Below are 23923 nucleotides of genomic sequence, written 5' to 3' on the forward strand. Positions count from 1 at the left end.
GGCAAGCCCCCTCGCCACAGGTTCTGTGTGAGTCACAGTTCTGTGTGAGCCACAGGTTTTGTATCAGTAAAAGATTTTGTGTAGCCACAGATGTGTACTGTAGAACTCAAAGGTTCTTTTCATGCAATCACCCGACTTCAACCTGCTCATCACTCTCGACGTCCTGCTCACCGAAGGCAGTGTCGCAGCCGCCGCCAAACGCCTGCACCTGAGCCCCTCGGCAATGAGCCGTGCTCTGGCCCGCTTGCGCGAGACCACCGGCGATCCGTTGCTGGTCAGGGCAGGGCGCGGGTTGGTGCCGACGCCGCGGGCGCTGGAATTGCGTGAACGGGTCAGCCAGCTGGTGCAGGACACCGAAGCGGTGCTGCGCCCGGCCGAGCAACCGGACCTGCAGCAGCTGGAACGCACATTCACCCTGCGCACCAGCGAAGGTTTCGTCGAAAACTTCGGCGCCGCGCTGATCGCCCGCATCGTCGACCAGGCGCCGGGCGTGCGCCTGCGCTTCATGCACAAACCCGACAAGGACAGCGCCTCACTGCGTGACGGCACGGTGGATCTGGAAACCGGCGTGGTCGGCAAGACCGCCAGTCCGGAACTGCGCACCCAGGGGTTGTTTCGCGATCGATTCATCGGCGTGGTGCGTATTGGTCATCCGCTCAGCGACGGCGAAATCACTCCCCAACGCTACGCGGCCGGCAGTCACATCAGCGTGTCGCGACGCGGGCTGGACAAGGGGCCGATCGATGAAGCCCTGGCGCCGCTCGGCCTGGCGCGTCAGATCGCGACCATCGTCCCCGGTTTCTCCACCGCCCTGGCGCTGGCCCGCACCAGCGAGCTGATCGCCACTGTGCCGGAACGCCACACCGCCAACCTGCGGCTCGGTATGCACAGCTTCGACCTGCCACTGACTTTGCCGGATTTCACCGTGGCCATGCTCTGGCACCCACGGCTGGATGCCGACCCGGTGCATCGCTGGTTGCGGGGCTGTCTGCGTGAGGTGTGCAGTAGATAGGGCAAAAAAAAGCTCCCCGTCACGATCAATGAGGGGGAGCAAGGCACACGGAGCTTGGATCAGGTCGACGGGGGCGTCGGCTCAAAAATGTTGATGATTGCGACGGGCGGTCGCCGCGAGTTCAGCTTCCAGCAAATGCTCGGCCAGCACGTCGTTGAGGAAGCGAAACTGATCGTTCAGGCCGACCACTTCGTTGCTGAAGTGATGATCGGCAGCCGGAATCAGCAAGTCCTCGAATTTTTCGTCGAACACGAGGGTCAACACCTTACGGGACTCGAATGTCTGCGAGTAATAGTTGTTGCCGAATACCGGAAAGCTCACGGCAAGGGTGACTTCAGTGATCATGACGTGCGCTCCTCGGACAGGACGAACCAGGCAAATACGCTCAATGTGAAGGCCGTCAGGGCCATACAGGTCAAGAGATGGATCAGCATGATTGGCCCCTCCGCTTCAGGGTTTCGTGTTGGCTTGGGATTGATCCTACGCTGACGGCGGCAGGGCGGAAGGCAATCGTGGCGATTGTGAATATCGATGGGAGTGATGGTCGGGTTTGCGGGGTATTCCTGCGGGCCTCATCGCGAGCAGGCTCGCTCCCACACAAGAGCGGCTGATCACCACAGATCCAGTGTGGGAGCGGCGGTGCGACGATTCGACTTGCTCGCGAAGAGGCCGGATTAGCCAGTATTTATGTCGCCTGACACACCGCTTTCGCGAGCAAGCCCGCTCCCACAAGGTTTGGCGGTGTACACAAAACTGTGATCCCACACACACAACCTGTGGGAGCGAGCCTGCTCGCGATGGCGGCAGTGGGGTCACCACCCACCGCGACCTATACTCAAATCAGGGCTTTCAAGCGCCGGCCAGCCGGTCCGGCGCTGACTTTCAGGAGCCACGATCTTGAACCTGCGTTCGTTGATCGTCGCCGTGCTGCTGGTATTGGCCGGATGCGCCACGGCCCCGCGCGCGCCAGTGGAAGCGCCGCAAGTAATGATTGCGCCGAGCACCTGGCAACAGGTGGACCGCGAGATCATCGATGCCTCGCAGTCGGCCACCGAGCAGACCAAAATCTACGCCCGCGGTGCCATGGAATACTGGCGCACGCGGGTCTATCAGCTCACCGAAGAAAACTTCATCCCCTGGTTCAGCAGCTACTGGACCCAGGAATGGCTGTCGATGAAAGTCAGCTGGTACACCCTCAGTGCCCAGGGCGAGCAGGACGCTTCGGAAAAGCGCCTGGCTGCCTACCTGCTTGAGGCTTACCAGGAGAAGGTTCTGGCGCCGGCCGCGGTGGAAATCGATCCTGATGCGATTCTCAGCCTGGCTTCGGCGTTCTACGTCGACATCCTCAAGGAAGAACTGCAGAAAATCTCCCAGCGCCATGGCGTGCCTATCGCCCAACTCAACGGACGTATCCAGAAAGTCCCGGCCATCGCCCTGGGTCCGCCGTCGACGCGGGATGCTTCGCTCTATCAAGTGATACGCATCGAATCCCTCGACAAGCTGCCGGCGTATGCCGCGCTGATCGACAAAGTCCACAAGGCCGGCGGTGAAAAAGGCGTCGACTCCACCGAAAACGCCATGGCCCCGGTGGCCAGGCGTGCCAGTCAGCGCATGGAAGCCGAAATGGCCCCCCGGGGCGCCGCCAGTGCGGTGGCGGCCGCGGCGGGCAAGCTGGCCGGGGGCTTGATCACGGTCGGCGTGGCCGGCATCCGCGCGATGATCCAGGCCAGCGACCGGCCCGATAGCGAGGCGCTGATTCGCAGCAGCATGGGCAACACCTTCGACAAGGCCTGGACCAAGCTGCTGCAGAACCCTAACTCGGGCGTGATGGCGGGAACCCTGTATATGGCGGGGCAGATCGAAGGCAATCTGGCAAAGACCGCCCAACCACCGGTCGGACTGAGTGCGGGGACTGTCGAATGGCAGCCGACCGAATCGACTAACCAGCAGACCAACCCGTGAAGCAAGGAGAACACTCATGTCTTATGTCGATGCATTTTCTGCCTCGGTGCCCAGCGATAAACGCGAGCAATACCTCAAACATTGCAAAATCGCTGCCGAAGTCTTCAAGGAAAACGGCGCCCTGAGCATCGCCGAGTGCTGGGGCGATGACGTGCCGGAAGGCAAAGTCACCTCGTTCCCGATGGCGGTGAAATGCCAGGAAGGCGAAACCGTGGTGTTCGGCTGGATCATCTGGCCGGACAAGGCCACCCGCAACGCCGGCATGGAAAAAATGATGCAGGACCCGCGCATGAAACCCGACGTCAACCCGATGCCGTTCGATGGGCAGCGGATGATTTATGGCGGGTTTGAATTGATCATGCAGGCTTGATCGATTGCTTTCAGGATCACTCCACCGGAGTGATCCTGCAGCTCTTGCGCTGCTGAATCTCGTCGTCCGTCGGTCGTTCGCGGATGAATTCGAAGCGCGGCTCGCCTTCGCTGTAGTGCACCAGCCAGCCCCATTCCAGTTCGAATTCGTCCTGGCCGGGTTCGGGTGGGGCGGCCCACCAGGGTTCCTTGCTGAGGATCTGTCGCATGGCAGCCTCCGGGTAATTGGCGTGCATCAACTATAACGCGCATGTCGGCAGGCGCCAGAAACGGTGGTGGCGGTTGTACACTCGGGATACTCACGCAACAGCCTCAGGAGAGCCCCCGTCATGTACGACGAATCCCGCGAACCCTTCAAACGACTGTTCTTCGCCCTGGACTGCGCGCCGGCTCAGCGCAAGGCCATCGGCCAATGGCGCAGCGCCCTGCAGCTGCGCAGCGGACGACCGGTGCCGGTGGAGAATTTTCATCTGACCCTGAAATTTCTGGGCTCGGTCGATACCGCGCAGATCGCCGCGATCTGTGAAGCGGCGGCTTCAGTCCGCACGTCGGCCGAGCGTTTGACCGTGGTGCTGGATCGGCTGGATGTCTGGCGCCGGGCAGGGGCGCTGGTCTTGGCACCGGAGCAGGCGCCGCCGGCGTTGTTGCGGCTGGTGTATGACCTGGAACAGGCGCTGTTGCCGTTTGGCCTTGTGGAAACCTCCAAGGAGTTTCGCCCCCACCTGACCCTGGCCCGCGACTATCGCGCACCGGCGCCGGAATCACCGACGGCCCCGGAATTTTTCCTGCGCGCCGATCGTTTCACCCTGTTCGAGTCCCACAAGGGCCGCTACCGGGCGCTGGCCGAATGGCCGCTGGGCCCACAATAAAAAAAGGCGCCCGAGGGCGCCGAACTTCACCTTAACCGAGAGGAGCCAGGTGAGTAATGCAGCGGTGGTAAGGCGCTGCACGCAGGAAAAGATTCAAACGCTGATCCCATTGTGGGAGCGGGCTTGCTCGCGAAGAGGCCGGATCATCCAACATAGATGGTGACTGACACATCGCTTTCGCGAGCAAGTCGAATCGTCGCACCGCCGCTCCCACAGGGATTTGTGTTGTGTCAGTTATTTACCGAGCTTTACTTTGGTCCACCCACGGGTCATCACCCGCTGCACACCAATCGGCATATCCGGAATCGCATACAGAGTCGCCATCACTTCCTGCGACGGGTACGACCCCGGATCGTTGCGAATCGCTTCATCCACCAACGGCGTAGCCGCCGCATTCGCGTTGCTGTAGCCGATGTTGTTGGTGATATCGGCAATGACGTCCGGACGCATCAGGAAATTCATGAACAGGTAGGCGTTCTCGACGTTGGCGGCATCGCGGGGGATGGCGACCATGTCGTAGAAGCTCCCGGCGCCTTCTTTGGGGATGCTGTAGTCGATCTTCACCTTGTCCCCGGCTTCCAGGGCGCGGGCCTTGGCCTGCAGCACGTCGCCGGAGTAACCCACCGCCACGCAAATGTTGCCGTTGGCCAGGTCCGAGATGTACTTCGAGGAATGGAAGTACGACACCGACGGACGAATCTTCATGAACAGCGCTTCGGCCTCGGCGATGTGCGCCTTGTCCTGATCGTTAACCGGGTAGCCCAGGTAGTGCAGGGCGGCCGGGATCATTTCGGTCGGCGAATCGAGGAAGCTGATGCCGCAGGCTTTCAGCTTTTCAGCGTTTTCCGGCTTGAATAGCAAGTCCCAGGAGTTGGTCGGGGCGTTGGCGCCGAGCACTTCCTTGACCTTCTCCGGGTTGAAGCCGATGCCGATCGAGCCCCACATGTACGGGAAGGCATGGGCGTTGTCCGGGTCGCTGGCGGAGGCGTTTTTCAGCAGCACCGGGTTGAGATTCTTCCAGTTCGGCAGCTTCGATTTGTCCAGTGTCTGATAGACCCCGGCCTTGACCTGCTTGGCCAAGAAACTGTTGGACGGCACGACGAGGTCGTAGCCGGATTTACCCGCCAGCAGGCGAGCCTCTAACGTTTCATTACTGTCGAACACATCGTAGGTCACCTGGATCCCGGTCTCGTCTTCGAACTTCTTGACGGTGTCCGGGGCAATGTAATCCGACCAGTTGTAGACGCGCAGTACCTTGTCATTGGCCTGGACGCCGGTTGCCATGGCGCCCAATAAGGACAGTGTCAGCAGAGTCCTGCCAAGCATTTTCATCGGTACAACTCCATTTCTTTTTTATTCAAATCACATGACAAACATTTGTGGCCGCTCTCCTGTAGGAGCGAGCTTGCTCGCGATGGTAGCCGATGCACCGCTGGGCATCAGGCTGCCAGCGTCATCGTTAACGTCCATCGCGAGCAAGCTCGCTCCTACAGTGGGGTGGTGTCAGGCGGTGGCGCCGGCTATTTGTTTTTTCGGCTGCTGCCAAGACTCATTCGCCGTCTGATCCATCGCTTCCTGGATCGCCCGCTTGCGGCTCGCTTCAGCACGACGGCTGAAGTACCAGACCATGAAGGTCACGATCGATACCGCCAGCAGAATCAGGCTCGCCACGGCGTTGATCTCGGGTTTCACACCCAGACGCACCGCCGAGAACACTTCCATCGGCAGGGTGGTGGAGCCGGGACCGGACACGAAGCTGGCCAATACCAGGTCATCCAGCGACAGGGCGAAGGACATCATGCCGCCCGCCGCCAGCGATGGCGCGATCATCGGGATGGTGATCAGGAAGAACACCTTGAACGGCTTGGCACCCAGGTCCATGGCCGCTTCTTCGATGGACAGGTCCAGTTCGCGAAGGCGGGCGGAGACTACTACTGCCACATAAGCGGCACAAAAGGTGGTGTGGGCGATCCAGATGGTCACGATGCCGCGTTCCATCGGCCAGCCGATCATCTGCGCCATGGCCACGAACAGCAGCAACAGCGACAGACCGGTGATCACCTCAGGCATCACTAGCGGCGCGGTGACCAGGCCACCGAACAGCGTGCGACCCTTGAAGCGCGTCACCCGGGTCAGCACGAACGCGGCCAAGGTACCCAGCGCCACGGCGGCAATCGCGGTGTAGCAGGCGATCTCCAGCGAGCGCCCCACCGAGCCCATCAGTTGTGTGTTGTCGAGCAGACCGGCGTACCACTTGAACGACCAGCCACCCCACACCGTCACAAGCTTGGAGGCGTTGAACGAGTAGATCACCAGAATCAGCATCGGCAGGTAGATGAACGACAGGCCGAGCACCAACATCATTTTTGAAAAGCCGTTACGTTTCATCCCCGTGCCTCCATCTCTTTAGCCTGACTGCGGTTGAACAGCAGGATCGGCACAATCAGGATCAACAGCATCACCACCGCCAGGGCGGACGCCACCGGCCAGTCGCGGTTGTTGAAGAACTCCTGCCACAGCACGCGACCGATCATCAGCGTCTCCGGACCACCGAGCAGCTCAGGGATCACGAACTCGCCCACCACCGGAATGAACACCAGCATGCAACCGGCGATGATGCCGTTCTTGGCCAGCGGCACAGTGATTTTCCAGAAGCTGTTGAAGGTGCTCGAGCCCAGGTCCGACGCGGCTTCCAGCAAGCTCTGATCATGCTTCACCAGGTTGGCGTAGAGCGGCAGGATCATGAACGGCAGGTAGGCGTAAACCACACCGATGTACACGGCTGTGTTGGTGTTGAGGATCTCGATCGGGTGGTCAGTCAGGCCGATCCACATCAGGAAGCCGTTGAGCAGACCGTTGTTGCTGAGGATGCCCATCCACGCATATACGCGGATCAGGATCGCGGTCCAGGTCGGCATCATGATCAGCAGCATCAGCACGTTCTGTGCTTCCTTGCTGGCCTTGGTAATGGCGTAGGCCATCGGGAAACCGATCACCAGGCACATCAAAGTGCTGAAGAACGCGACCTTCAACGAACCCAGGTAGGCGGACAGGTACAGCTCGTCCTCACCCAGCATCGTGTAGTTGCCGATGTTGAGCAGCAGGTTGAGTTTCTGCTCGGCGTAGGAGTAGATCTCCGAGTAGGGCGGAATGGCCAGGGCTGCTTCAGAGAAGCTGATCTTCATCACCAGAAAGAACGGCAGCATGAAGAACAGGAACAGCCACAGGAATGGAATGCCGATCACGACCTTGCGGCCGCTCGGCACAAAGCGCATGAATTGTTGATTGAGGGTTTTCATGCGCGCAGTACCACGCCGCTATCGTCTTCCCACCACACGTAGACCTGATCGTCCCAGGTCGGACGCGCGCCACGGCGTTCGGCGTTGGCCATGAACGACTGCACGACTTTGCCGCCAGGCAGTTCGACGTAGAACACCGAGTGTCCGCCCAAGTAGGCGATGTCATGCACCTTGCCGCTGGACCAGTTGTATCGGCAGTCTGGCTTGGTGGTGCTGACCAGCAGTTTTTCCGGGCGAATGGCGTAGGTGATCGACTTGTCTTCCACCGAAGTGCTGACGCCGTGGCCGACGTAGATCTTCTGATCCAGGTCCGGGCTGTGAATGATCGCGTGGCCTTCCAGGTCTTCCACCACGGTGCCTTCGAAGGCGTTCACGTTGCCGATGAACTCGCAGACCATGCGGCTGACCGGTGCCTCGTAAATATCCACCGGACTGCCGATTTGCGCGATCCAGCCCAGGTGCATGATGGCGATGCGTTGAGCCATGGTCATGGCTTCTTCCTGGTCGTGAGTCACCATCACACAGGTCACGCCGACGCGTTCAATGATCTCCACCAGTTCAAGCTGCATTTGCGAACGCAGCTTTTTATCCAGCGCGCCCATCGGTTCGTCGAGCAGCAGCAGCTTCGGACGCTTGGCCAGGGAGCGGGCCAGGGCCACGCGCTGACGCTGGCCACCGGACAGTTGATGTGGCTTGCGCTTGGCGTATTGGGTCATGTGCACCAGACGCAGCATCTCCTGGACGCGTGCGTCGATTTCAGCAGCGGGCAAACGGTCCTGCTTGAGGCCGAAGGCGATGTTCTGGGCCACGGTCATGTGCGGGAACAGGGCATAGGACTGGAACATCATGTTGATCGGCCGCTCGTAGGGCGGCATGTCGGTGATGTCCACGCCGTCGAGCAGAATCCGGCCTTCGGTCGGACGTTCGAAGCCGGCGAGCATGCGCAGCAGCGTCGATTTACCGGAACCGGAGCCACCGAGCAGGGCAAAGATTTCGCCTTGATGGATTTCCAGGGACACATCGTCCACGGCGGTGGTTTCGTCGAATTTCTTGGTGACTCGATCGACTTTCACCAGGACCTTTTTCGGTGCCTGGTGACCTTCAAGGGCCTTCCTGTAAGTGCTGGAGGCGTTTGCCATTTGAAACTCCCAACAAATTTCAGTCGCCGGGCCAACACGGCCTGGCTTAATAGTTGATTGCAAACCCGAGCCTTGTGGTCGGCGCCATCCTCTGTAGGAGCGAAGCTTGCTCGCGAAGGACTGTCAGCAAACGGGGTGTCGACTGACACACCTTCGCGAGCAAGCTTCGCTCCTACAGGGGATTGCGATTGATCCATCCCACTCGGGTTTATTCGGCGCCGCCGTCCTGGCTGCCTGGTAGTGCTTGTTGTTATTGCAGGTTGTTGTTTTCGCAAGGTGCAGGCGCGCGCAAACGCGCCCGCCGACTCGCGGGGGCAGAAAATGGGGTTATCCGGTTGTTACGTCAGCGCGGGTTACGCAATGCCGCCCGTTGCCGGCACGCTTCACCGAACGCCTGGAAAATGCGCAGGTAAGGCGGGTTGTCCAGCACCTGCCATTCCGGGTGCCATTGCACGCCGAGGGCGAAGGCCTTGCTGTTCTCCACCGAGATCGCCTCGATCAGGCCATCGGGCGCGACAGCCTCTGAGCGCAGGCCCGGAGCGAGCCGGTCGATGCCCTGGCTGTGAATCGAGTTGACCTGGAATTCGGCCGGCAGATCCAGCGCCTGGAACACGCCGCCCGCTTGCACGGTGACCGCGTGGGCCGGGGCGTATTGCACCGCCAGGTCCGGATGGTTGGCTTCACGGTGATCGAGAAAGCCGGGCAGTTCATGCACCTTCTGATGCAGGCTGCCACCGAACGCCACGTTCATCTCCTGAAAGCCACGGCAGATGCCGAGCACCGGCACGCCAGCGGCGACGGCCGCGCGGATCAGGGGAAGGGTGGTGCGATCCCGCTGGGGATCGTGTTCGGTGCCGGGGGCACTGTCCGGGCCTTGATAGTGGAAGGGCTCCACATTCGACGGCGAACCGGTGAGCAACAGACCGTCGAGCTGCGGTAGCAGATCCTCGATTTCGGTCAGTTCCGCCAGGGAAGGAATGACGACGGGCAGCCCCAGCGCCGCAACGCTGACAGCACGCAGGTATTTGTCGCCGCTGACATGGTAGGGGTGCAGGCCAATTTGTTTGACGCACGCAGTAACGCCGATCAATGGCTTGAATGCCATTTTTATCACCTCGAAGTTTGACACTTGAACGAGCTTTTCTGGAGCTTAGCCTCGTTGATTTTAATTAACAACTGTCATGTAAAAAATTCTAAACGCCGCACGTCCGATCTTCAGCATTTACGCGCGTTTGGCGACTGATCTGGCACTCTCGTGCTTCTGGGAGCCCCAAAAATAAAGGTTCAAAGGCCAGGTGTTCGCTATTGACTTCACTTTGCCTTTCGGATTGACTGGCTGCGTGAAAGGGCGGTGAACATAATAATTAACAGTAAAAAATAGGTGCATCATGTCGGTCCCTCTGCGTGCCGTTCAACTCAACGAAGCAAACGCATTCCTTAAGAAACATCCTGAGGTTTTGTACGTCGACCTTCTGATTGCGGATATGAACGGTGTGGTGCGCGGCAAGCGCATCGAGCGCACCAGTCTTCATAAGGTCTACGAGAAAGGCATCAACCTGCCGGCGTCGCTGTTCGCGCTGGACATCAATGGCTCCACCGTGGAAAGCACCGGGCTGGGCCTGGACATCGGCGACGCCGACCGGATCTGCTACCCGATCCCCGGCACCCTGAGCATCGAGCCATGGCAGAAGCGCCCGACCGCGCAACTGCTGATGACCATGCATGAAATCGAAGGCCAACCGTTCTTCGCCGACCCTCGCGAAGTGCTGGCCAATGTGGTGCGCAAGTTCGACGACTTGGGCCTGACCATCTGCGCCGCGTTCGAGCTCGAGTTCTATCTGATCGACCAGGACAACGTGAACGGTCGTCCTCAGTCCCCACGTTCGCCGGTGTCCGGCAAACGCCCGATGTCCACTCAGGTGTACCTGATCGACGATCTGGACGAATACGTCGACTGCCTGCAGGACATCCTCGAAGGCGCGAAAGAGCAGGGCATCCCGGCTGACGCCATTGTCAAGGAAAGCGCCCCGGCGCAGTTCGAAGTCAACCTGCATCACGTGGCCGATCCTATAAAGGCCTGCGACTACGCGGTCCTGCTCAAGCGTCTGGTGAAGAACATCGCCTACGACCACGAGATGGACACCACCTTCATGGCCAAGCCGTACCCAGGCCAGGCGGGCAACGGTCTGCACGTGCACATTTCGATTCTGGATAAAGAAGGCAACAACATCTTCGCCAGCGAGGATCCCGAGCAGAACGCCGCGCTGCGTCACGCGATCGGCGGTGTGCTGGAGACCCTGCCGGCGCAGATGGCTTTCCTCTGCCCGAACGTCAACTCCTACCGTCGTTTCGGCGCACAGTTCTACGTGCCGAACTCGCCGAGCTGGGGCATCGACAACCGCACCGTGGCGGTCCGCGTACCGACCGGTTCGCCTGACGCCGTGCGTATCGAGCACCGTGTAGCTGGCGCCGACGCCAACCCGTACCTGCTGATGGCTTCGGTACTGGCGGGCGTGCATCACGGCCTGACCAACAAGATCGAGCCGGGCGCTCCGGTGGAAGGCAACAGCTACGAGCAGAACGAGCAAAGCCTGCCGAACAACCTGCGCGATGCCCTGCGTGTACTGGATGACGACGAAGTCATGGCCAAGTACATCGACCCGATGTACATCGACGTGTTCGTGGCGTGCAAGGAAAGCGAACTGGCCGAGTTCGAAAACTCCATCTCCGACCTTGAGTACAACTGGTACTTGCATACCGTTTGATTCGTCAAACGCCGCAAACCCTGTGGGAGCGGGCTTGCCCGCGATGAGGCCCTGTCAGCCAGCATTTTTGTAGCTGACCCACCGCCATCGCGGGCAAGCCCGCTCCCACAGGGGACTGCATTCCAGGCCTTAACTGGCAAACAACCATTTCTCTGTGTGAGTCACTCTCATGACCATGACCCGCAGCGACTGGGAACAACGCTTCCAGTCCCTCACCATCGAAAGCCGTGCCTTCATCGACGGTCAATATTGCGCGGCCCAAAGCGGTGCCACGTTTGAATGCGTCAGCCCCGTGGACGGACGTTTCCTGGCCAACGTCGCCAGTACCGACGAAGCCGATGCCAACGCCGCGGTGGCGGTGGCTCGCCGTACCTTCGAATCCGGCGTATGGCGCAATCTCGCCCCGGCCGAGCGCAAGCGCACTCTGATCCGTTTCGCCGACCTGATCCTGGCCCACCGCGAAGAACTCGCGTTGCTGGAAACCCTGGACATGGGCAAGCCGATCAGCGACTCGATGAACGTCGATATCCCGGCGACCGCCAACGCGATCCGCTGGACCGCCGAAGCCATCGACAAGATCTACGACGAAGTCGCCGCCACGCCTCACGATCAACTGGGCCTGGTCACCCGTGAACCGGCCGGCGTGGTCGCGGCCATCGTGCCGTGGAACTTCCCGCTGATCATGGCCAGCTGGAAATTCGCGCCTGCACTGGCGGCAGGCAACTCGTTCATCCTCAAGCCTTCGGAAAAGTCGCCGCTGACCGCGATTCGCATCGCCCAGCTGGCACTGGAAGCAGGGATTCCAAAGGGCGTGTTCAACGTGCTGCCGGGCTTCGGCCACACCGTGGGCAAGGCGCTGGCGCTGCACATGGACGTCGACGTGCTGGCCTTCACCGGCTCCACCGCGATCGCCAAGCAACTGATGATCTACGCCGGGCAAAGCAACATGAAACGCGTCTGGCTCGAAGCCGGCGGCAAGAGCCCGCACGTGGTGTTCGCCGATGCACCGGACCTGCGTGTGGCGGCCCAGGCGGCGGCCAGCGGCATCGCCTTCAACCAGGGCGAAGTCTGCACCGCGGGTTCGCGCCTGCTGGTGGAGCGTTCGATCCGTGATCAATTCATCCCGCTGCTGGTGGAAGCCTTGAAGGCCTGGAAACCGGGGCACGCCCTGGATCCTGAAACCACCGTCGGCGCCGTGGTCGATCAGCGTCAGCTGGACAACGTGCTGCGCTACATCGACATCGGTCGCCAGCAGGGCGCCGAGCTGATCGCCGGCGGTCAACGCACGCTGGAAAGCACCGGTGGCCTGTACGTGGAACCGGCGATTTTCGACGGCGTGACCAACGCCATGACCATCGCCCAGGAAGAGATCTTCGGCCCGGTACTGTCGCTGATCACCTTCGACACCGCTGAAGAGGCCCTGCAAATCGCCAATGACAGCATCTTCGGCCTGGCCGCCGGCGTGTGGACCAGCAACCTGAGCAAGGCCCACAACTTCGCCCGTGGCCTGCGTGCCGGCAGCGTGTGGGTCAACCAGTACGACGGCGGCGACATGACCGCGCCATTCGGCGGGTTCAAGCAGTCGGGCAACGGTCGGGACAAATCGCTGCATGCGTTCGACAAGTACACCGAACTCAAAGCGACCTGGATCAAGCTCTAATAACAATAAATGCGGCGGCCGCCGGTTGTGCTGGCGGCCATCGGAGAAACCTATGAAACACAATTCTGCTACTCAAAAGCACGTAGACAGCTACTACGCCGCCACCCGCAACTTCATCGGCGATTTCCCGGTGCTGGAGCAAGCGGTGGACTGCGACGTCTGCGTGATCGGCGCCGGCTACACCGGTCTGTCCTCGGCACTGTTCCTGGCCGAAGCCGGCTACAAGGTCACCGTGCTGGAAGCGGCGAAAGTCGGCTTCGGCGCCAGCGGTCGCAACGGCGGTCAACTGGTCAACTCCTACAGCCGTGACGTCGACGTGATCGAAGAGCGTTATGGCGACAAGACCGCCGAGGTGCTGGGCAGCATGATTTTCGAAGGCGCCGACATCATCCGTCAGCGCATACAGCACTACGACATCCAGTGTGATTACCGTCCGGGCGGCATCTTCGCCGCGCTGAACAAGAAGCAACTCAAAGGCCTGGCTGAACAGAAGAAAACCTGGGAACGCTACGGCAACAAGAACCTGACTTTGCTCGGCGAGGCCGACATCAAGGGTGAAGTGGGTTGCGACAACTACGTCGGCGGCCTGCTGGACATGCAAGGCGGGCACATTCATCCGCTGAACCTGGCGCTGGGCGAGGCCTCGGCGATCATCGGCCTGGGTGGGCAGATCTTCGAGCAATCGGCGGCGGTGGAAATCACCTACGGCGAACCGAACGTCGTGCGTACCGCCAAGGGTGTGGTGCGCGCCAAGTACCTGCTGATCGCCGGTAACGCCTACCTGCCGCAGGGTTTGGACAACCGCGTCACCGCCAAGAGCATGCCGTGCGGTTCGCAGATCGTCGTCACCGAGCCGTTGTCGGAGAAGGTTGCGCGCAGCCTGATCAAAAACAACTACTGCGTCGAAGACTGCAACTACCTGCTCGACTACTTCCGCCTGACTGCCGACAACCGCCTGCTGTACGGCGGTGGCGTGGTCTACGGCGCTCGCGAGCCGGACGATATCGAGCAACTGATCCGCCCGAAAATCCTCAAGACCTTCCCGCAACTGAAAGACGTGAAGATCGACTACCGCTGGACCGGCAACTTCCTGCTGACCATGTCGCGCATGCCGCAATTCGGCCGTATCGAGAAGAACGCCTACTACATGCAGGGCTACAGCGGCCACGGCGTCACCTGCTCGCACTTGGCCGGCAAGCTGATCTCCGAAATGATCCGTGGCGACGCCGAACGCTTCAACGCCTTCGCCTCCCTGCCACACATGCCGATGTTGGGCGGCCGCACCTTCCAGGCCCCGCTCACCGCCATGGGCGCGGCGTACTACGCGTTGCGTGATCGGTTCGGGATTTAAGCGTTACCTCGCCGGTGGTTATCCCTGTGGATGCCACCGGTTTTTTGCCCCAGATTTCTGTAGGAGCGAGGCTTGCCCGCGAACGGGCCCATCCAGTCGCCATCAATGTCGCCCGATACACCGTCTTCGCGGGCAAGCCTCGCTCCTACAGGCCGTAAGAAGTGAAGGTGGGCAGGTGTTTTTTTCCGCCGTCCATCGAACCTGCTTTGCAACATCAACAAACGTGATTTAATAGCCGCCTTTCACGTTTCCGGGACAGGAACACGGCGTGATCCGCGCCTGCATCCACCCCTCCATCAACCCTGCAGGAGCCGAGCTTGCTCGCGATAGCGTCGGATCAGCCAACATCAATGTTGAAGGTCAGACCAAAATCGCAAGCAACCAAATTCCTGCAGGTCGGCACATAAGGCTGTCATGGATACGGGCTCACGACTCAAATTAGTACGCGAAAGCTACAAACTGTCCCAGCGCGAGCTGGCCCGCCGTAGCGGCGTCACCAATGCCACCATCTCGCTGATCGAGCAGAACCGCGTCAGCCCTTCGGTCAGTTCCCTGAAAAAACTGCTCGAAGGCATCCCCATGTCTCTGGCGGACTTCTTCACCTTCGATCAGCCTCCGCGTGAACACCAATACGTCTTCCGCGCCAACGAACAACCGGACCTGGGCCGCCATGGCCTGCGTCTGCTGTTGATCGGCGCATCCGTGCCGAGCCGCCAGATGCGCCTGCTGCGCGAGCAATACGCCCCCGGCGCCAGCTCCGGCGAAGAGCCGATCGTGCACGCCGAAGGCGAGGAGTGCGGGTTGGTCACGCGAGGTACGGTTGAGCTCACCGTGGACGGCCAGGTCAGCATCCTGGGCGCCGGTGACGGCTACTACTTCCCGACCACCTTGCCCCACAGCTTCCGCAACATCGGTGCGGACGAGGCCGAAATCATCAGCGCCAACACCCCGGCCAACTTCTGACGATCTGACGCGACAATCCGGTCTCCCGCAAAACCTGTGGGAGCTGGCTTGCCTGCGATGGCGGCCTGATTTCTCAGATGTACACCGCACTACTGTGGGAGCGGGCTTGCTCGCGAAGGCGCCCTCAAAGTCGACCCTTATTTTGCGGATTTACGCGGTTCAATTGTGGGAGCGAGCCTGCTCGCGAAGGCGCCCTTAAAGTCGACCCTTATTTTGCGGATGTACGCGGTTCAACTGTGGGAGCGAGCCTGCTCGCGATGAATACCCGGGCGACACGCTAAAACCGGGTGCTTCGTCACGCGCTGATTGCCTGCGTGAAAATCATCGTGTATTTTTTCATGAAATTAAAACTATAAAATTTCATGGAGCCGGTAATGTTTCAGCAATCCCCGCAACATGTCGCGAGCTATTACGCCCATTCCTGCAGTGATCGCCTGGTCAATCGGCCGGCCTTGAAGGGTGAACAGACCACCGAAGTGCTGATCATCGGCGCCGGTTTCAGCGGCTTGCACACCGCGCTGCGCCTGGCCTTGGCCGGCAAGCGTGTGACGGTGCTGGAAGCCAGCCGGGTGGCCTGGGCGGCGTCGGGGCGCAATGGCGGCCAGGCGATTCTGGGGTGGTCCTGTGACATGCCGCCGTTGGAGGCGGCACTCGGTTACGAGCGTGCGCGGCGGTTATGGGACGGCATGCGTTGGGCCGCGCAGGAGTTGCGTGAACTGCCGTCGCGCCATGGTTTCGATTGCGATTACCGGCCCGGTCACCTCTGGACCTCGGTGATGCCACGGCGGGTCAGTCTGCTGACCGAATGGCAGCACGAGGCCAGCCACAAATGGGGTCACGATGGCTTGCAGTTCATTGAGCGCAGCCAGCTGCCGGAGTGGGTGGCCAGCAACCGTTATCAAGCCGGTCTGTTCGACCCCGAAGGCGGGCACCTCAATCCCTTGAAGCTGGCGCTGGGCCTGGCTGCCGCCATCGAGCGGGCGGGTGGGGTGATCCATGAGCAGAGCAAGGCGCTCAGCTACAGCGAGGATGGCGATGGCTATCGGGTGACCACCGAGCGCGGCAGCATTCGCGCGGACGTGCTGGTGTTGGCCTGCAATGCCTATCTGGACCGACTTGATCCGCAACTGTCGAGTTGCGTATTGCCCGTCGGCACCTATCAGGTGGCCACGGCGCCGCTGTCGGAGGCTCAGGCGACGGCGCTGCTGCCGAGCGATGTGTGCGTCACCGACAACCAGTTCGTGCTCGACTATTTCCGCCGCACTCCCGACAACCGCCTGCTGTTCGGCGGTGGCTGCACTTATCTGGGCGGGATGCCCAAGGACATCGCCGCTGCCACCCGGCCATGCCTGGAGCGGGTGTTCCCGCAACTGAAAGGCGTGGAGCTTGAGTTTTCCTGGGGCGGTCACATCGACCTGACCTTGAAGCGCACGCCGGATATCGGCCGACGCGGTGATCTGTACTGGTTGCAGGGCTATTCCGGACATGGCGTGCTGCCGACCCTGGCCGGGGCGCGGGCGGTGTCCGATGCGATACTCGGTAACGCGCATGAGCTGGCGTTGTATCAGGGTCTGACCAACGGCAGCTTCCCCGGCGGCAAATACATGGCCGCGCCTTTGGAGGCCATCGGCAAAGCCTGGTACCGGCTGCGCGACAGCATTTGATTCGGCACTTTCTGGAAGCCAATTGATGGACATGCAAGAAGAGATTTCGGCGCTGGCGATCCTGATCCAGGACCTGCGCAAACACAAAAAATACACGCTCAAGGATCTGGCGGACAAAATCGGCCGCTCCGTGGGTTTCCTGTCCCAGGTCGAGCGCGGGCTGTCGCGGCCGACGGTGGCGGATCTGACCGCCATCAGCGAAACCCTCGGCGTGCCCACCACTTATTTCTACAGCCTACCCAAACCCATGGCGTTGCCCTGGGTGACCCGGCCGGACGAGCGCCGCACGCTGTACTACGCCGACGGCATCACCGACATCCTGGTCTCGCCGAAGATGCGCGCGTCCTTTTCCATGCTCGAAAGTCAGCTGGAACCCGGCGCCAGCAGTGGCGAGCGGCACATGAAGGACAGCTCGGAGCAGGGCGGTTACGTGCTCGAAGGCGAACTGACCCTGTGGCTCGATGACGACGAGCCGGTGACCCTGCACGCCGGCGACAGTTTCCAGCTGGCCAGCCATGCCCATTGCCGCTACGGCAACCTTGGCGATCAGCTCACGCGCGTACTTTGGGTCTACACCTGATAAAACAACAAGGAACAAGATGATGGATGCTGTCTGCACTCAATTGTTGGCCGAGGTACGTGAGTTCCGCCAGCGCTACCCCGACGTGCGCTTCGTCGACCTGATCTCTCTGGACATTCCAGGGCATTTCTACGGCAAGCGTTACCCGATCGAAATGCTCGAAAAAGTCGCCGCCGGCAGCGCGCTGAAGTTGCCGCAGAACTGCGTGTTGCTCGGCACCCAGGGCGGGCTGTTCAAGATCGGCGATTACTGCTTCAACGACGGCGACCCGGACGCGCAACGGCGCCTGGTGCCGGGCACCTTGAAGCTGGTGAGCTGGGAACAGCAGCCGCTGGGGCAGATGCTGATCACCTCCGACGGCACGGAAAAACCCATCGAATTCGAACCCCGTGAAGTGCTGGCTCAGGTGCTGGCGCGGCTGGCGCGCAAGGGCATTTTCCCGGTGGTGGCGTTCGAGCTGGAGTTCTATCTGTTCGACAGCCACCTGCGCGATGGCCTGCCGCAGTTTGCCCGTGACCCGTTGACCGGCGACCCAGACGATCAGCCGAACATGCACATCGAGCGCCTGACCCGCTTCGCCCCGGTGCTCGATGAAATGGTCGAGACCGCAAGAGCCCAGGGCATCGACGCCACGGTAATCACCGCCGAACTGGGCCCCGGTCAGTTCGAAATCAACTTCGGTCACCTCGACGACGGACTGCGCGCCGCCGACTGGGCCGCCTTGTTCTGCCGCAGCACCCGCGGCGTGGCGCTCAAGCACAACTATCGCGCCAGCTTCATGGCCAAGCCGTACCTGCAGCACCCCGGCAGCGGCATGCATGTGCATGTGAGCCTTTACGACAAAGCGGGCAACAACCTGCTGGCGGCCGACGGGCAAAAGGCCCTGCGCCATGCGGTGGCCGGTTGCCTGGACGTGTTGCCGCATTGCATGCCGATCTTCGCGCCGAACCACAACGCCACCCGTCGCCTGAGCGCCACGGTGAACGTCGCTTCCCGCGCCAGTTGGGGCTTCGAAGACCGCGACGCGTGCCTGCGGGTACCGGAGTCGGACGCGAAAAACCTGCGCATCGAACATCGCCTGGCCGGCGCCGATGCCAACCCGTATCTGGTGCTGGCGGCGATTCTGATCGGTCTGGAGCAAGGGTTGGAACAGAAGCGCGAGCCGATTGCACCGCTCAATGACGATCGCAACAGTGGCGTGGATTTCCCGCTGGAAATGCTTGAGGCCGTGCGTTCCATGCAGAACCACGGGCCGGTGCGTGAAGGTCTGGGGGCGGAGTTTGTCGATGTGTATTGCGAGAACAAGCGTCAGGATCATCTGGCGTTCATGAATGAAATCAGTGCGCGGGAATATCGTTGGTTCCTTTAATTACGCCAAGGCATAGTTAAAGAGGATTCGACGTTAACCCTAAAAAATATCTGGATATATAAGGGCTTAGCGAAGTTAGTAACTGAGCGGTTAATTAAAATATCTTGTTACAGGGCGAAATATTCCGTAATATTCGCCCCGCGTTCACCACCACGGTTTATGCATTTTTAAGTCCCGGGCGTCCATCAGCTGCCCGGGATTTTTTTTGCCGGTGATTTGACCCGCTTTTAACTGTAGGAGCGAGCATGCTCGCGATGCAGGCCCAGACACCGCGGGAAGTCAGGCACCCAGCGTTATCGTTGAAGACCATCGCGAGCATGCTCGCTCCTACAGGAGATGCGGGGTTAGCGGGAGATAATTCCGTGATCAATCGCGTACTTGACCAACGCCGCCGGCTTGTCGATGTTCAACTTGCGCCGAATGCTCAAGCGATGGGTTTCCACCGTGCGTACGCTGATGTCCAGTTCCCGGGCCATTTCCTTGTTGTTCAGGCCCTGGGCCATTTTGCGCAGCACTTGGCTTTCGCGGGGTGTCAGTTCGTTGTCGGTGCTCTTGTCGGCGATCAGGCGTTGGGCGATGTCAGCACTATAGAAAGTGCCGCCGCTGGTGATCGCTTCGATGGCGGCGATGATTTCCCGTGACGGCGCATTCTTCAGCACATAGCCGCTGGCGCCGGAGCGCACCGATTCGCTGACGTATTCATAGTTGTCGTACATGCTCAGCACCAGCACCTTGAGCGACGGGTACTGGCTGCGCAGCATGCGGGTCAGTTCCAGGCCGTTCATGTCGCCCAGGCTGATGTCCACCAGCAGCAGGTCCGGCTGGCAGCGCCCGACCATCTCGATCGCCTCGGCACCGTTTTCCGCTTCGCCCACCACTTCCAGCGGCGCCATCACGGACAGCAGTGCCTTGATTCCGTCACGGACCAGGGAGTGATCGTCGACCAACGCAACGCGGATCGGGGAGGGCAGGTTCATTCAGGGTTCGCTCTTGTTATGGGTTCAGACGCGATGGCCGGCCGGCTTCATCGGCAGCAGCACATCCAGCTCGCTTCGGCCCGGTACGGACACCAGATCGAAGCGGCCACCGAAGTGTTCGACGCGTTCGCGAATATTACGCAGGCCGATGCCGGCCTGACGACGTTCGACCTGGGCGACGTTGAAGCCAACGCCATCATCGACCACGGTCAGGCGCACATTGTCCTCGCAGCCTCGCAGGGTAATCGACACGTTTTTCGCCCGGGCGTGTCGTTCGATGTTGGTCAGGCCTTCCTGCACGATGCGAAACAGCGAGACCGCCGCGCCATCGACCAGTTGGCATTCGAATTCATTGTCGGTGTAGCTCACCGTCAGCCCGCTGCGTTGCTCGAATTCCGCGGCCAACTGGCCGATGGCGGCTTGCAGGCCGAGGGTGTCGAGCAGGGATGAGCGCAGGTCATGGGACAAGGTGCGGACCTCGCCGATGGCTTCGCCGAGGCGTTCGGTGGCATCTTTCAGCGTGTTCAAACCCTTGTCCTGCGCCCGTCCACTCTCCAGCAAATGACTGGCCAGTTCGAACTGAAACTTGATCGAGACCAGCACCTGGCTGATACCGTCGTGCAGCTCACGGGACACCCGCGAGCGCTCTTCCTCCTGCAGGCTGACGATGCGCTGGGTGAGGCGCTGCAGCTTCTTGTCCGCCAGCCGGTGTTCGCTGACGTTCAAAGTCATGCCGGTGCCGAACACGAACAGCACCGCCACCAGCGCCACCACGGCAATCGCCATCATGGTCTTGCGAATGCCCATGGCCACTTCGGCGCGGGCCTGCTGGGTGGCGCGTTCGACGTCTTCCAGATAGATCCCGGTGCCGAGCATCCAGCCCCAGCGATCGAGCATCACCACGTAGGCGAGCTTGTCGGTGACCTGGCCGGAGGAGGGCTTGTTCCAGGCATAACGCTGAAAGCCTTCGCCCGACTGCGCGCTTTTGAGCAGCGCCTGAATCACGGGCAGGCCGTGGGGGTCTTTCATGTCCCACAGGTATTGGCCCACCAACTCGGACTGGCGGGCGTGCATCAGGCTGCGCCCCTCGTGGTCGTAGACGAAGAAGTAGCCGTTGATGCCGAAGCTGAGTTTGCGCAGTTCTTCCAGCACCTTTCTCTGTGCTTCGGCGTCTCCGTGGCCGTCGTCGTACAGCGGCTCGATCAGGCTTTGCGCCATCTCTACGTAGTTTTTCAACTCCGCACGCTTGCTCGCCAGGATGCTGTCTTCGATCAACTGCGCCTGCTGATCGCCGAGCTGCCGGTTGAGGGAAATCACCAGGGCGCAGATGACGGCGATGGCCAGGACCAGCGGGAGGATGCCGAGGGCGACGATCTTGTGTTTGAGCTGCATATCTACTCTCGCCTCGGGCTTGCTTTCTGTAGGAGCGAGCATGCTCGCGATGGACGTCAACGATAACGCGGGATACCTGAGGCCCCGCGGTGCCCTTGCGTTCATCGCGAGCATGCTCGCTCCTACAGGTTCAATGTTCTGGGGGGCGGCATCATAGGCCAAAGATACGCCTGTCGAGTAGCGCTGCCGGGCGGAATGACCGGTGGCTGGTTCCCTGTGGAATACACAGTCCAAACCTGTGGGAGCGAGCCTGCTCGCGATGAGGGCAAGGCATTCGACATGGATGTCGTCTGACAGGACGCCATCGCGAGCAGGCTCGCTCCCACAGTTCAATACGGGCTCATCTACGTAGAACTACGTAGACACCACGTACGTAGTAACGCGGATTTATTTGTGGACGCCATGGGCGGATATTTGGCCAGCTCCGCAAAGCGGACACAATTATAAAAATTACCGCCGTGGCCACTGGCCGTCGGCAGGAGACCAATATGCCCCGTCTGGCTAAACACCTCGCCTGGTTTGCCGTGGCTGTCCTGGGAGCGATTGCGCTGAGTGTCGTGGCCCTGCGCCGCGGCGAAGCGATCAACGCCCTCTGGATCGTAGTCGCAGCAGTCGCCATCTACCTCGTTGCCTATCGTTACTACAGCCTGTTCATCGCCAACAAAGTGATGCAGCTGGACCCCAATCGAGCCACGCCTGCCGTGCTCAACAACGATGGTCTGGACTTCGTGCCGACCAACAAACACGTCCTCTTCGGTCACCACTTCGCGGCAATCGCCGGCGCAGGCCCATTGGTCGGTCCGGTCCTGGCAGCGCAGATGGGTTACCTGCCCGGCACGCTGTGGCTGATTGCCGGCGTGGTGCTGGCCGGCGCCGTTCAGGACTTCATGGTCCTGTTCCTCTCCACCCGCCGCAACGGCCGCTCCCTGGGCGACATGGTCCGTGAAGAAATGGGCCGTATCCCCGGCACCATCGCGCTGTTCGGCTGCTTCCTGATCATGATCATCATCCTCGCGGTGCTGGCGCTGATCGTGGTGAAAGCCTTGGCCGACAGCCCGTGGGGCATGTTCACCGTGATGGCGACCATCCCGATCGCGATGTTCATGGGCATTTACATGCGCTACATCCGTCCGGGCCGCATCGGTGAGATTTCCATCATCGGCGTGCTGTTGCTGCTGGGCTCGATCTGGCTGGGCGGGCAGATTGCCGCTGACCCGGTCTGGGCCAAGGCTTTCACCTTCACCGGCGTACAGATCACCTGGATGCTGATCGGCTACGGGTTCGTCGCCGCGGTTCTGCCGGTGTGGCTGATCCTCGCGCCACGTGACTACCTGTCGACCTTCCTGAAAATCGGCACCATCGTCGCCCTGGCCATCGGCATTCTGGTGACCATGCCAGAGCTGAAAATGCCGGCCCTGACCCAGTTCATCGACGGCACTGGTCCGGTATGGAAGGGCGGTCTGTTCCCGTTCCTGTTCATCACCATCGCCTGTGGCGCGGTGTCCGGTTTCCACGCGCTGATCGCCTCCGGCACCACGCCGAAGCTGCTGGCCAGCGAAGGCCATGCCCGCTACATCGGTTACGGCGGCATGCTGATGGAATCCTTCGTGGCAATCATGGCCATGGTCGCCGCTTCGGTGATCGATCCGGGCGTGTACTTCGCCATGAACAGCCCGGCTGCCGTGGTCGGTGCCGACGCTATTACTGTTGCGCAAACAGTCAGCAGTTGGGGTTTCACCATTACCCCGGACGCCCTTGAGGCCGTGGCTCGCGATATCGGCGAAACCACCATTCTGGCCCGTGCCGGTGGTGCGCCGACCCTGGCGGTCGGTATCGCGCAGATCCTGCACCACGTGCTGCCGGGCGAGAACACCATGGCGTTCTGGTACCACTTCGCGATCCTGTTCGAAGCGCTGTTCATCCTGACCGCGGTCGACGCCGGTACACGTGCCGGTCGTTTCATGCTGCAGGATCTGCTGGGCTCCTTCGTACCGGCGCTCAAGCGTACCGAATCCTGGACCGCCAACCTGATCGCGACTGCCGGTTGCGTGGCGATGTGGGGTTATCTGCTGTACCAAGGCGTGATCGATCCGCTGGGTGGCATCAACACCCTGTGGCCGCTGTTCGGCATCTCCAACCAGATGCTGGCCGGTATCGCGCTGATGCTCAGCACCGTGGTGCTGATCAAAATGAAGCGCCAGAAATACGTGTGGGTGACCCTGCTGCCAGCGGTATGGCTGCTGATCTGCACTACCACCGCAGGCTTCATCAAGCTGTTCGACGCCAACCCGGCGATTGGCTTCCTGTCCCTGGCGAAGAAATACAGCGATGCGCTGGCCAACGGTCAGGTGCTGGCCCCGGCCAAGAACATCGACCAGATGCAGCACGTGATCTATAACGCCTACACCAACGCCACGCTGACAGCGCTGTTCCTGTTCGTGGTCTTCAGCATCCTGTTCTTCGCGCTCAAGGTCGGCGTCGCCGCCTGGGGCAGCAAGGAACGTACGGATAAAGAAGCGCCCTACCAGGCACTGCCGGAAGCTTGATCGAGG

At 60.9% G+C, this 23923-nt stretch carries 21 protein-coding genes; 12 read left to right on the top strand and 9 right to left on the bottom strand.

All coding sequences use genetic code 11. From position 1 onward, the window contains the following. Positions 1-121 precede the first annotated feature (121 nt). Positions 122-1012: a LysR family transcriptional regulator gene (locus K9857_RS11070; protein WP_224535708.1), complete on the top strand. Its 891-nt coding sequence runs from the start codon at positions 122-124 to the stop codon at positions 1010-1012. An 81-nt stretch (positions 1013-1093) separates the two neighbouring features. Here K9857_RS11070 and K9857_RS11075 read toward each other — a convergent pair whose 3' ends face one another. After that, positions 1094-1357, bottom strand: coding sequence for a hypothetical protein (locus K9857_RS11075; RefSeq protein WP_224535710.1), 264 nt, complete (start codon positions 1355-1357; stop codon positions 1094-1096). Positions 1358-1909: 552 nt separating this feature from the next. On the opposite strand from K9857_RS11075, the gene K9857_RS11080 reads away from it, so the two are divergent. Next, positions 1910-2974, top strand: coding sequence for a hypothetical protein (locus tag K9857_RS11080; protein WP_224535712.1), 1065 nt, complete (start codon positions 1910-1912; stop codon positions 2972-2974). Positions 2975-2990: 16 nt separating this feature from the next. After that, on the top strand, positions 2991-3344 hold the full coding sequence (locus K9857_RS11085; RefSeq protein ID WP_224535714.1) for a DUF1428 domain-containing protein: 354 nt from the start codon (positions 2991-2993) through the stop codon (positions 3342-3344). Positions 3345-3360: 16 nt separating this feature from the next. On the opposite strand, the gene K9857_RS11090 is transcribed toward K9857_RS11085, so the two are convergent. Continuing rightward, the gene (locus tag K9857_RS11090) at positions 3361-3552 is read right to left on the bottom strand and encodes a hypothetical protein (protein WP_224535716.1); all 192 of its coding nucleotides are present in this window, start codon (positions 3550-3552) and stop codon (positions 3361-3363) included. Between the two features lie 120 nt (positions 3553-3672). Between K9857_RS11090 and thpR the strand changes: the two genes are divergently transcribed. Then, on the top strand, positions 3673-4212 hold the full coding sequence (gene thpR / locus K9857_RS11095; RefSeq protein WP_224535718.1) for an RNA 2',3'-cyclic phosphodiesterase: 540 nt from the start codon (positions 3673-3675) through the stop codon (positions 4210-4212). Positions 4213-4446: 234 nt separating this feature from the next. On the opposite strand, the gene K9857_RS11100 is transcribed toward thpR, so the two are convergent. From K9857_RS11100 to K9857_RS11120, 5 genes are all read right to left on the bottom strand, one after another. Beyond that, a complete protein-coding gene (locus K9857_RS11100; RefSeq protein WP_224535720.1) occupies positions 4447-5544 on the bottom strand; it encodes a polyamine ABC transporter substrate-binding protein in 1098 nt (365 codons plus the stop codon). 171 nt (positions 5545-5715) lie between these two features. After that, entirely contained in the window at positions 5716-6600 is an 885-nt protein-coding gene (locus K9857_RS11105; protein WP_224535723.1) for an ABC transporter permease subunit, read from the bottom strand. Then, positions 6597-7478: an ABC transporter permease subunit gene (locus K9857_RS11110; RefSeq protein WP_224535793.1), complete on the bottom strand. Its 882-nt coding sequence runs from the start codon at positions 7476-7478 to the stop codon at positions 6597-6599. Before K9857_RS11110 ends, K9857_RS11105 begins: the two co-directional genes overlap by 4 nt. 29 nt (positions 7479-7507) lie before the next feature. Then, entirely contained in the window at positions 7508-8650 is a 1143-nt protein-coding gene (gene potA, locus K9857_RS11115; RefSeq protein WP_224535724.1) for a polyamine ABC transporter ATP-binding protein, read from the bottom strand. A gap of 343 nt (positions 8651-8993) precedes the next feature. Continuing rightward, positions 8994-9755, bottom strand: coding sequence for a gamma-glutamyl-gamma-aminobutyrate hydrolase family protein (locus K9857_RS11120; protein WP_224535726.1), 762 nt, complete (start codon positions 9753-9755; stop codon positions 8994-8996). Positions 9756-10038: 283 nt separating this feature from the next. Between K9857_RS11120 and K9857_RS11125 the strand changes: the two genes are divergently transcribed. The 7 genes from K9857_RS11125 (at position 10039) to K9857_RS11155 (ending at position 19002) form a co-directional block, all read left to right on the top strand. After that, positions 10039-11415 (top strand): glutamine synthetase family protein, encoded by a 1377-nt coding sequence (locus tag K9857_RS11125; protein WP_224535728.1) that lies wholly within the window; start codon positions 10039-10041, stop codon positions 11413-11415. Positions 11416-11584: 169 nt separating this feature from the next. Beyond that, positions 11585-13075 (top strand): aldehyde dehydrogenase, encoded by a 1491-nt coding sequence (locus K9857_RS11130; protein ID WP_224535730.1) that lies wholly within the window; start codon positions 11585-11587, stop codon positions 13073-13075. Positions 13076-13127: 52 nt separating this feature from the next. Beyond that, complete coding sequence (locus K9857_RS11135) at positions 13128-14426, top strand: NAD(P)/FAD-dependent oxidoreductase (protein ID WP_224535733.1); 1299 nt, start codon at positions 13128-13130, stop codon at positions 14424-14426. A gap of 414 nt (positions 14427-14840) precedes the next feature. Beyond that, entirely contained in the window at positions 14841-15389 is a 549-nt protein-coding gene (locus K9857_RS11140) for a cupin domain-containing protein (RefSeq protein ID WP_175380457.1), read from the top strand. A 374-nt stretch (positions 15390-15763) separates the two neighbouring features. Continuing rightward, the gene (locus K9857_RS11145; RefSeq protein ID WP_224535735.1) at positions 15764-17053 is read left to right on the top strand and encodes an NAD(P)/FAD-dependent oxidoreductase; all 1290 of its coding nucleotides are present in this window, start codon (positions 15764-15766) and stop codon (positions 17051-17053) included. A gap of 25 nt (positions 17054-17078) precedes the next feature. Continuing rightward, positions 17079-17633: a helix-turn-helix domain-containing protein gene (locus tag K9857_RS11150; protein WP_224535737.1), complete on the top strand. Its 555-nt coding sequence runs from the start codon at positions 17079-17081 to the stop codon at positions 17631-17633. 22 nt (positions 17634-17655) lie between these two features. Continuing rightward, positions 17656-19002, top strand: a complete 1347-nt coding sequence (locus tag K9857_RS11155; RefSeq protein WP_224535739.1) for a glutamine synthetase family protein — start codon at positions 17656-17658, stop codon at positions 19000-19002. 344 nt (positions 19003-19346) lie between these two features. On the opposite strand, the gene K9857_RS11160 is transcribed toward K9857_RS11155, so the two are convergent. Beyond that, a complete protein-coding gene (locus K9857_RS11160) occupies positions 19347-19979 on the bottom strand; it encodes a response regulator (RefSeq protein ID WP_224535741.1) in 633 nt (210 codons plus the stop codon). Between the two features lie 24 nt (positions 19980-20003). Beyond that, positions 20004-21371 carry a cache domain-containing protein gene (locus K9857_RS11165; protein ID WP_224535743.1) on the bottom strand — a complete coding sequence of 456 codons (1368 nt, stop codon included), beginning with the start codon at positions 21369-21371 and terminating at the stop codon, positions 20004-20006. 488 nt (positions 21372-21859) lie between these two features. On the opposite strand from K9857_RS11165, the gene K9857_RS11170 reads away from it, so the two are divergent. Continuing rightward, positions 21860-23917 (top strand): carbon starvation CstA family protein, encoded by a 2058-nt coding sequence (locus K9857_RS11170; RefSeq protein WP_224535745.1) that lies wholly within the window; start codon positions 21860-21862, stop codon positions 23915-23917. The last annotated feature ends 6 nt before the right edge of the window (positions 23918-23923 follow it).

The sequence above is a fragment of the Pseudomonas sp. REP124 genome (assembly GCF_020164475.1).
GTDB lineage: Bacteria > Pseudomonadota > Gammaproteobacteria > Pseudomonadales > Pseudomonadaceae > Aquipseudomonas.

Coding starts and splice junctions, on each gene's coding strand:
- K9857_RS11070 (WP_224535708.1), top strand. CDS start 122: ATGCAATCACCCGACTTCAACCTGCTCATCACTCTCGACGTCCTGCTC.
- K9857_RS11075 (WP_224535710.1), bottom strand. CDS start 1,357: ATGATCACTGAAGTCACCCTTGCCGTGAGCTTTCCGGTATTCGGCAAC.
- K9857_RS11085 (WP_224535714.1), top strand. CDS start 2,991: ATGTCTTATGTCGATGCATTTTCTGCCTCGGTGCCCAGCGATAAACGC.
- K9857_RS11090 (WP_224535716.1), bottom strand. CDS start 3,552: ATGCGACAGATCCTCAGCAAGGAACCCTGGTGGGCCGCCCCACCCGAA.
- thpR (WP_224535718.1), top strand. CDS start 3,673: ATGTACGACGAATCCCGCGAACCCTTCAAACGACTGTTCTTCGCCCTG.
- K9857_RS11100 (WP_224535720.1), bottom strand. CDS start 5,544: ATGAAAATGCTTGGCAGGACTCTGCTGACACTGTCCTTATTGGGCGCC.
- K9857_RS11105 (WP_224535723.1), bottom strand. CDS start 6,600: ATGAAACGTAACGGCTTTTCAAAAATGATGTTGGTGCTCGGCCTGTCG.
- potA (WP_224535724.1), bottom strand. CDS start 8,650: ATGGCAAACGCCTCCAGCACTTACAGGAAGGCCCTTGAAGGTCACCAG.
- K9857_RS11120 (WP_224535726.1), bottom strand. CDS start 9,755: ATGGCATTCAAGCCATTGATCGGCGTTACTGCGTGCGTCAAACAAATT.
- K9857_RS11125 (WP_224535728.1), top strand. CDS start 10,039: ATGTCGGTCCCTCTGCGTGCCGTTCAACTCAACGAAGCAAACGCATTC.
- K9857_RS11130 (WP_224535730.1), top strand. CDS start 11,585: ATGACCATGACCCGCAGCGACTGGGAACAACGCTTCCAGTCCCTCACC.
- K9857_RS11135 (WP_224535733.1), top strand. CDS start 13,128: ATGAAACACAATTCTGCTACTCAAAAGCACGTAGACAGCTACTACGCC.
- K9857_RS11140 (WP_175380457.1), top strand. CDS start 14,841: ATGGATACGGGCTCACGACTCAAATTAGTACGCGAAAGCTACAAACTG.
- K9857_RS11145 (WP_224535735.1), top strand. CDS start 15,764: ATGTTTCAGCAATCCCCGCAACATGTCGCGAGCTATTACGCCCATTCC.
- K9857_RS11150 (WP_224535737.1), top strand. CDS start 17,079: ATGGACATGCAAGAAGAGATTTCGGCGCTGGCGATCCTGATCCAGGAC.
- K9857_RS11155 (WP_224535739.1), top strand. CDS start 17,656: ATGGATGCTGTCTGCACTCAATTGTTGGCCGAGGTACGTGAGTTCCGC.
- K9857_RS11160 (WP_224535741.1), bottom strand. CDS start 19,979: ATGAACCTGCCCTCCCCGATCCGCGTTGCGTTGGTCGACGATCACTCC.
- K9857_RS11165 (WP_224535743.1), bottom strand. CDS start 21,371: ATGCAGCTCAAACACAAGATCGTCGCCCTCGGCATCCTCCCGCTGGTC.
- K9857_RS11170 (WP_224535745.1), top strand. CDS start 21,860: ATGCCCCGTCTGGCTAAACACCTCGCCTGGTTTGCCGTGGCTGTCCTG.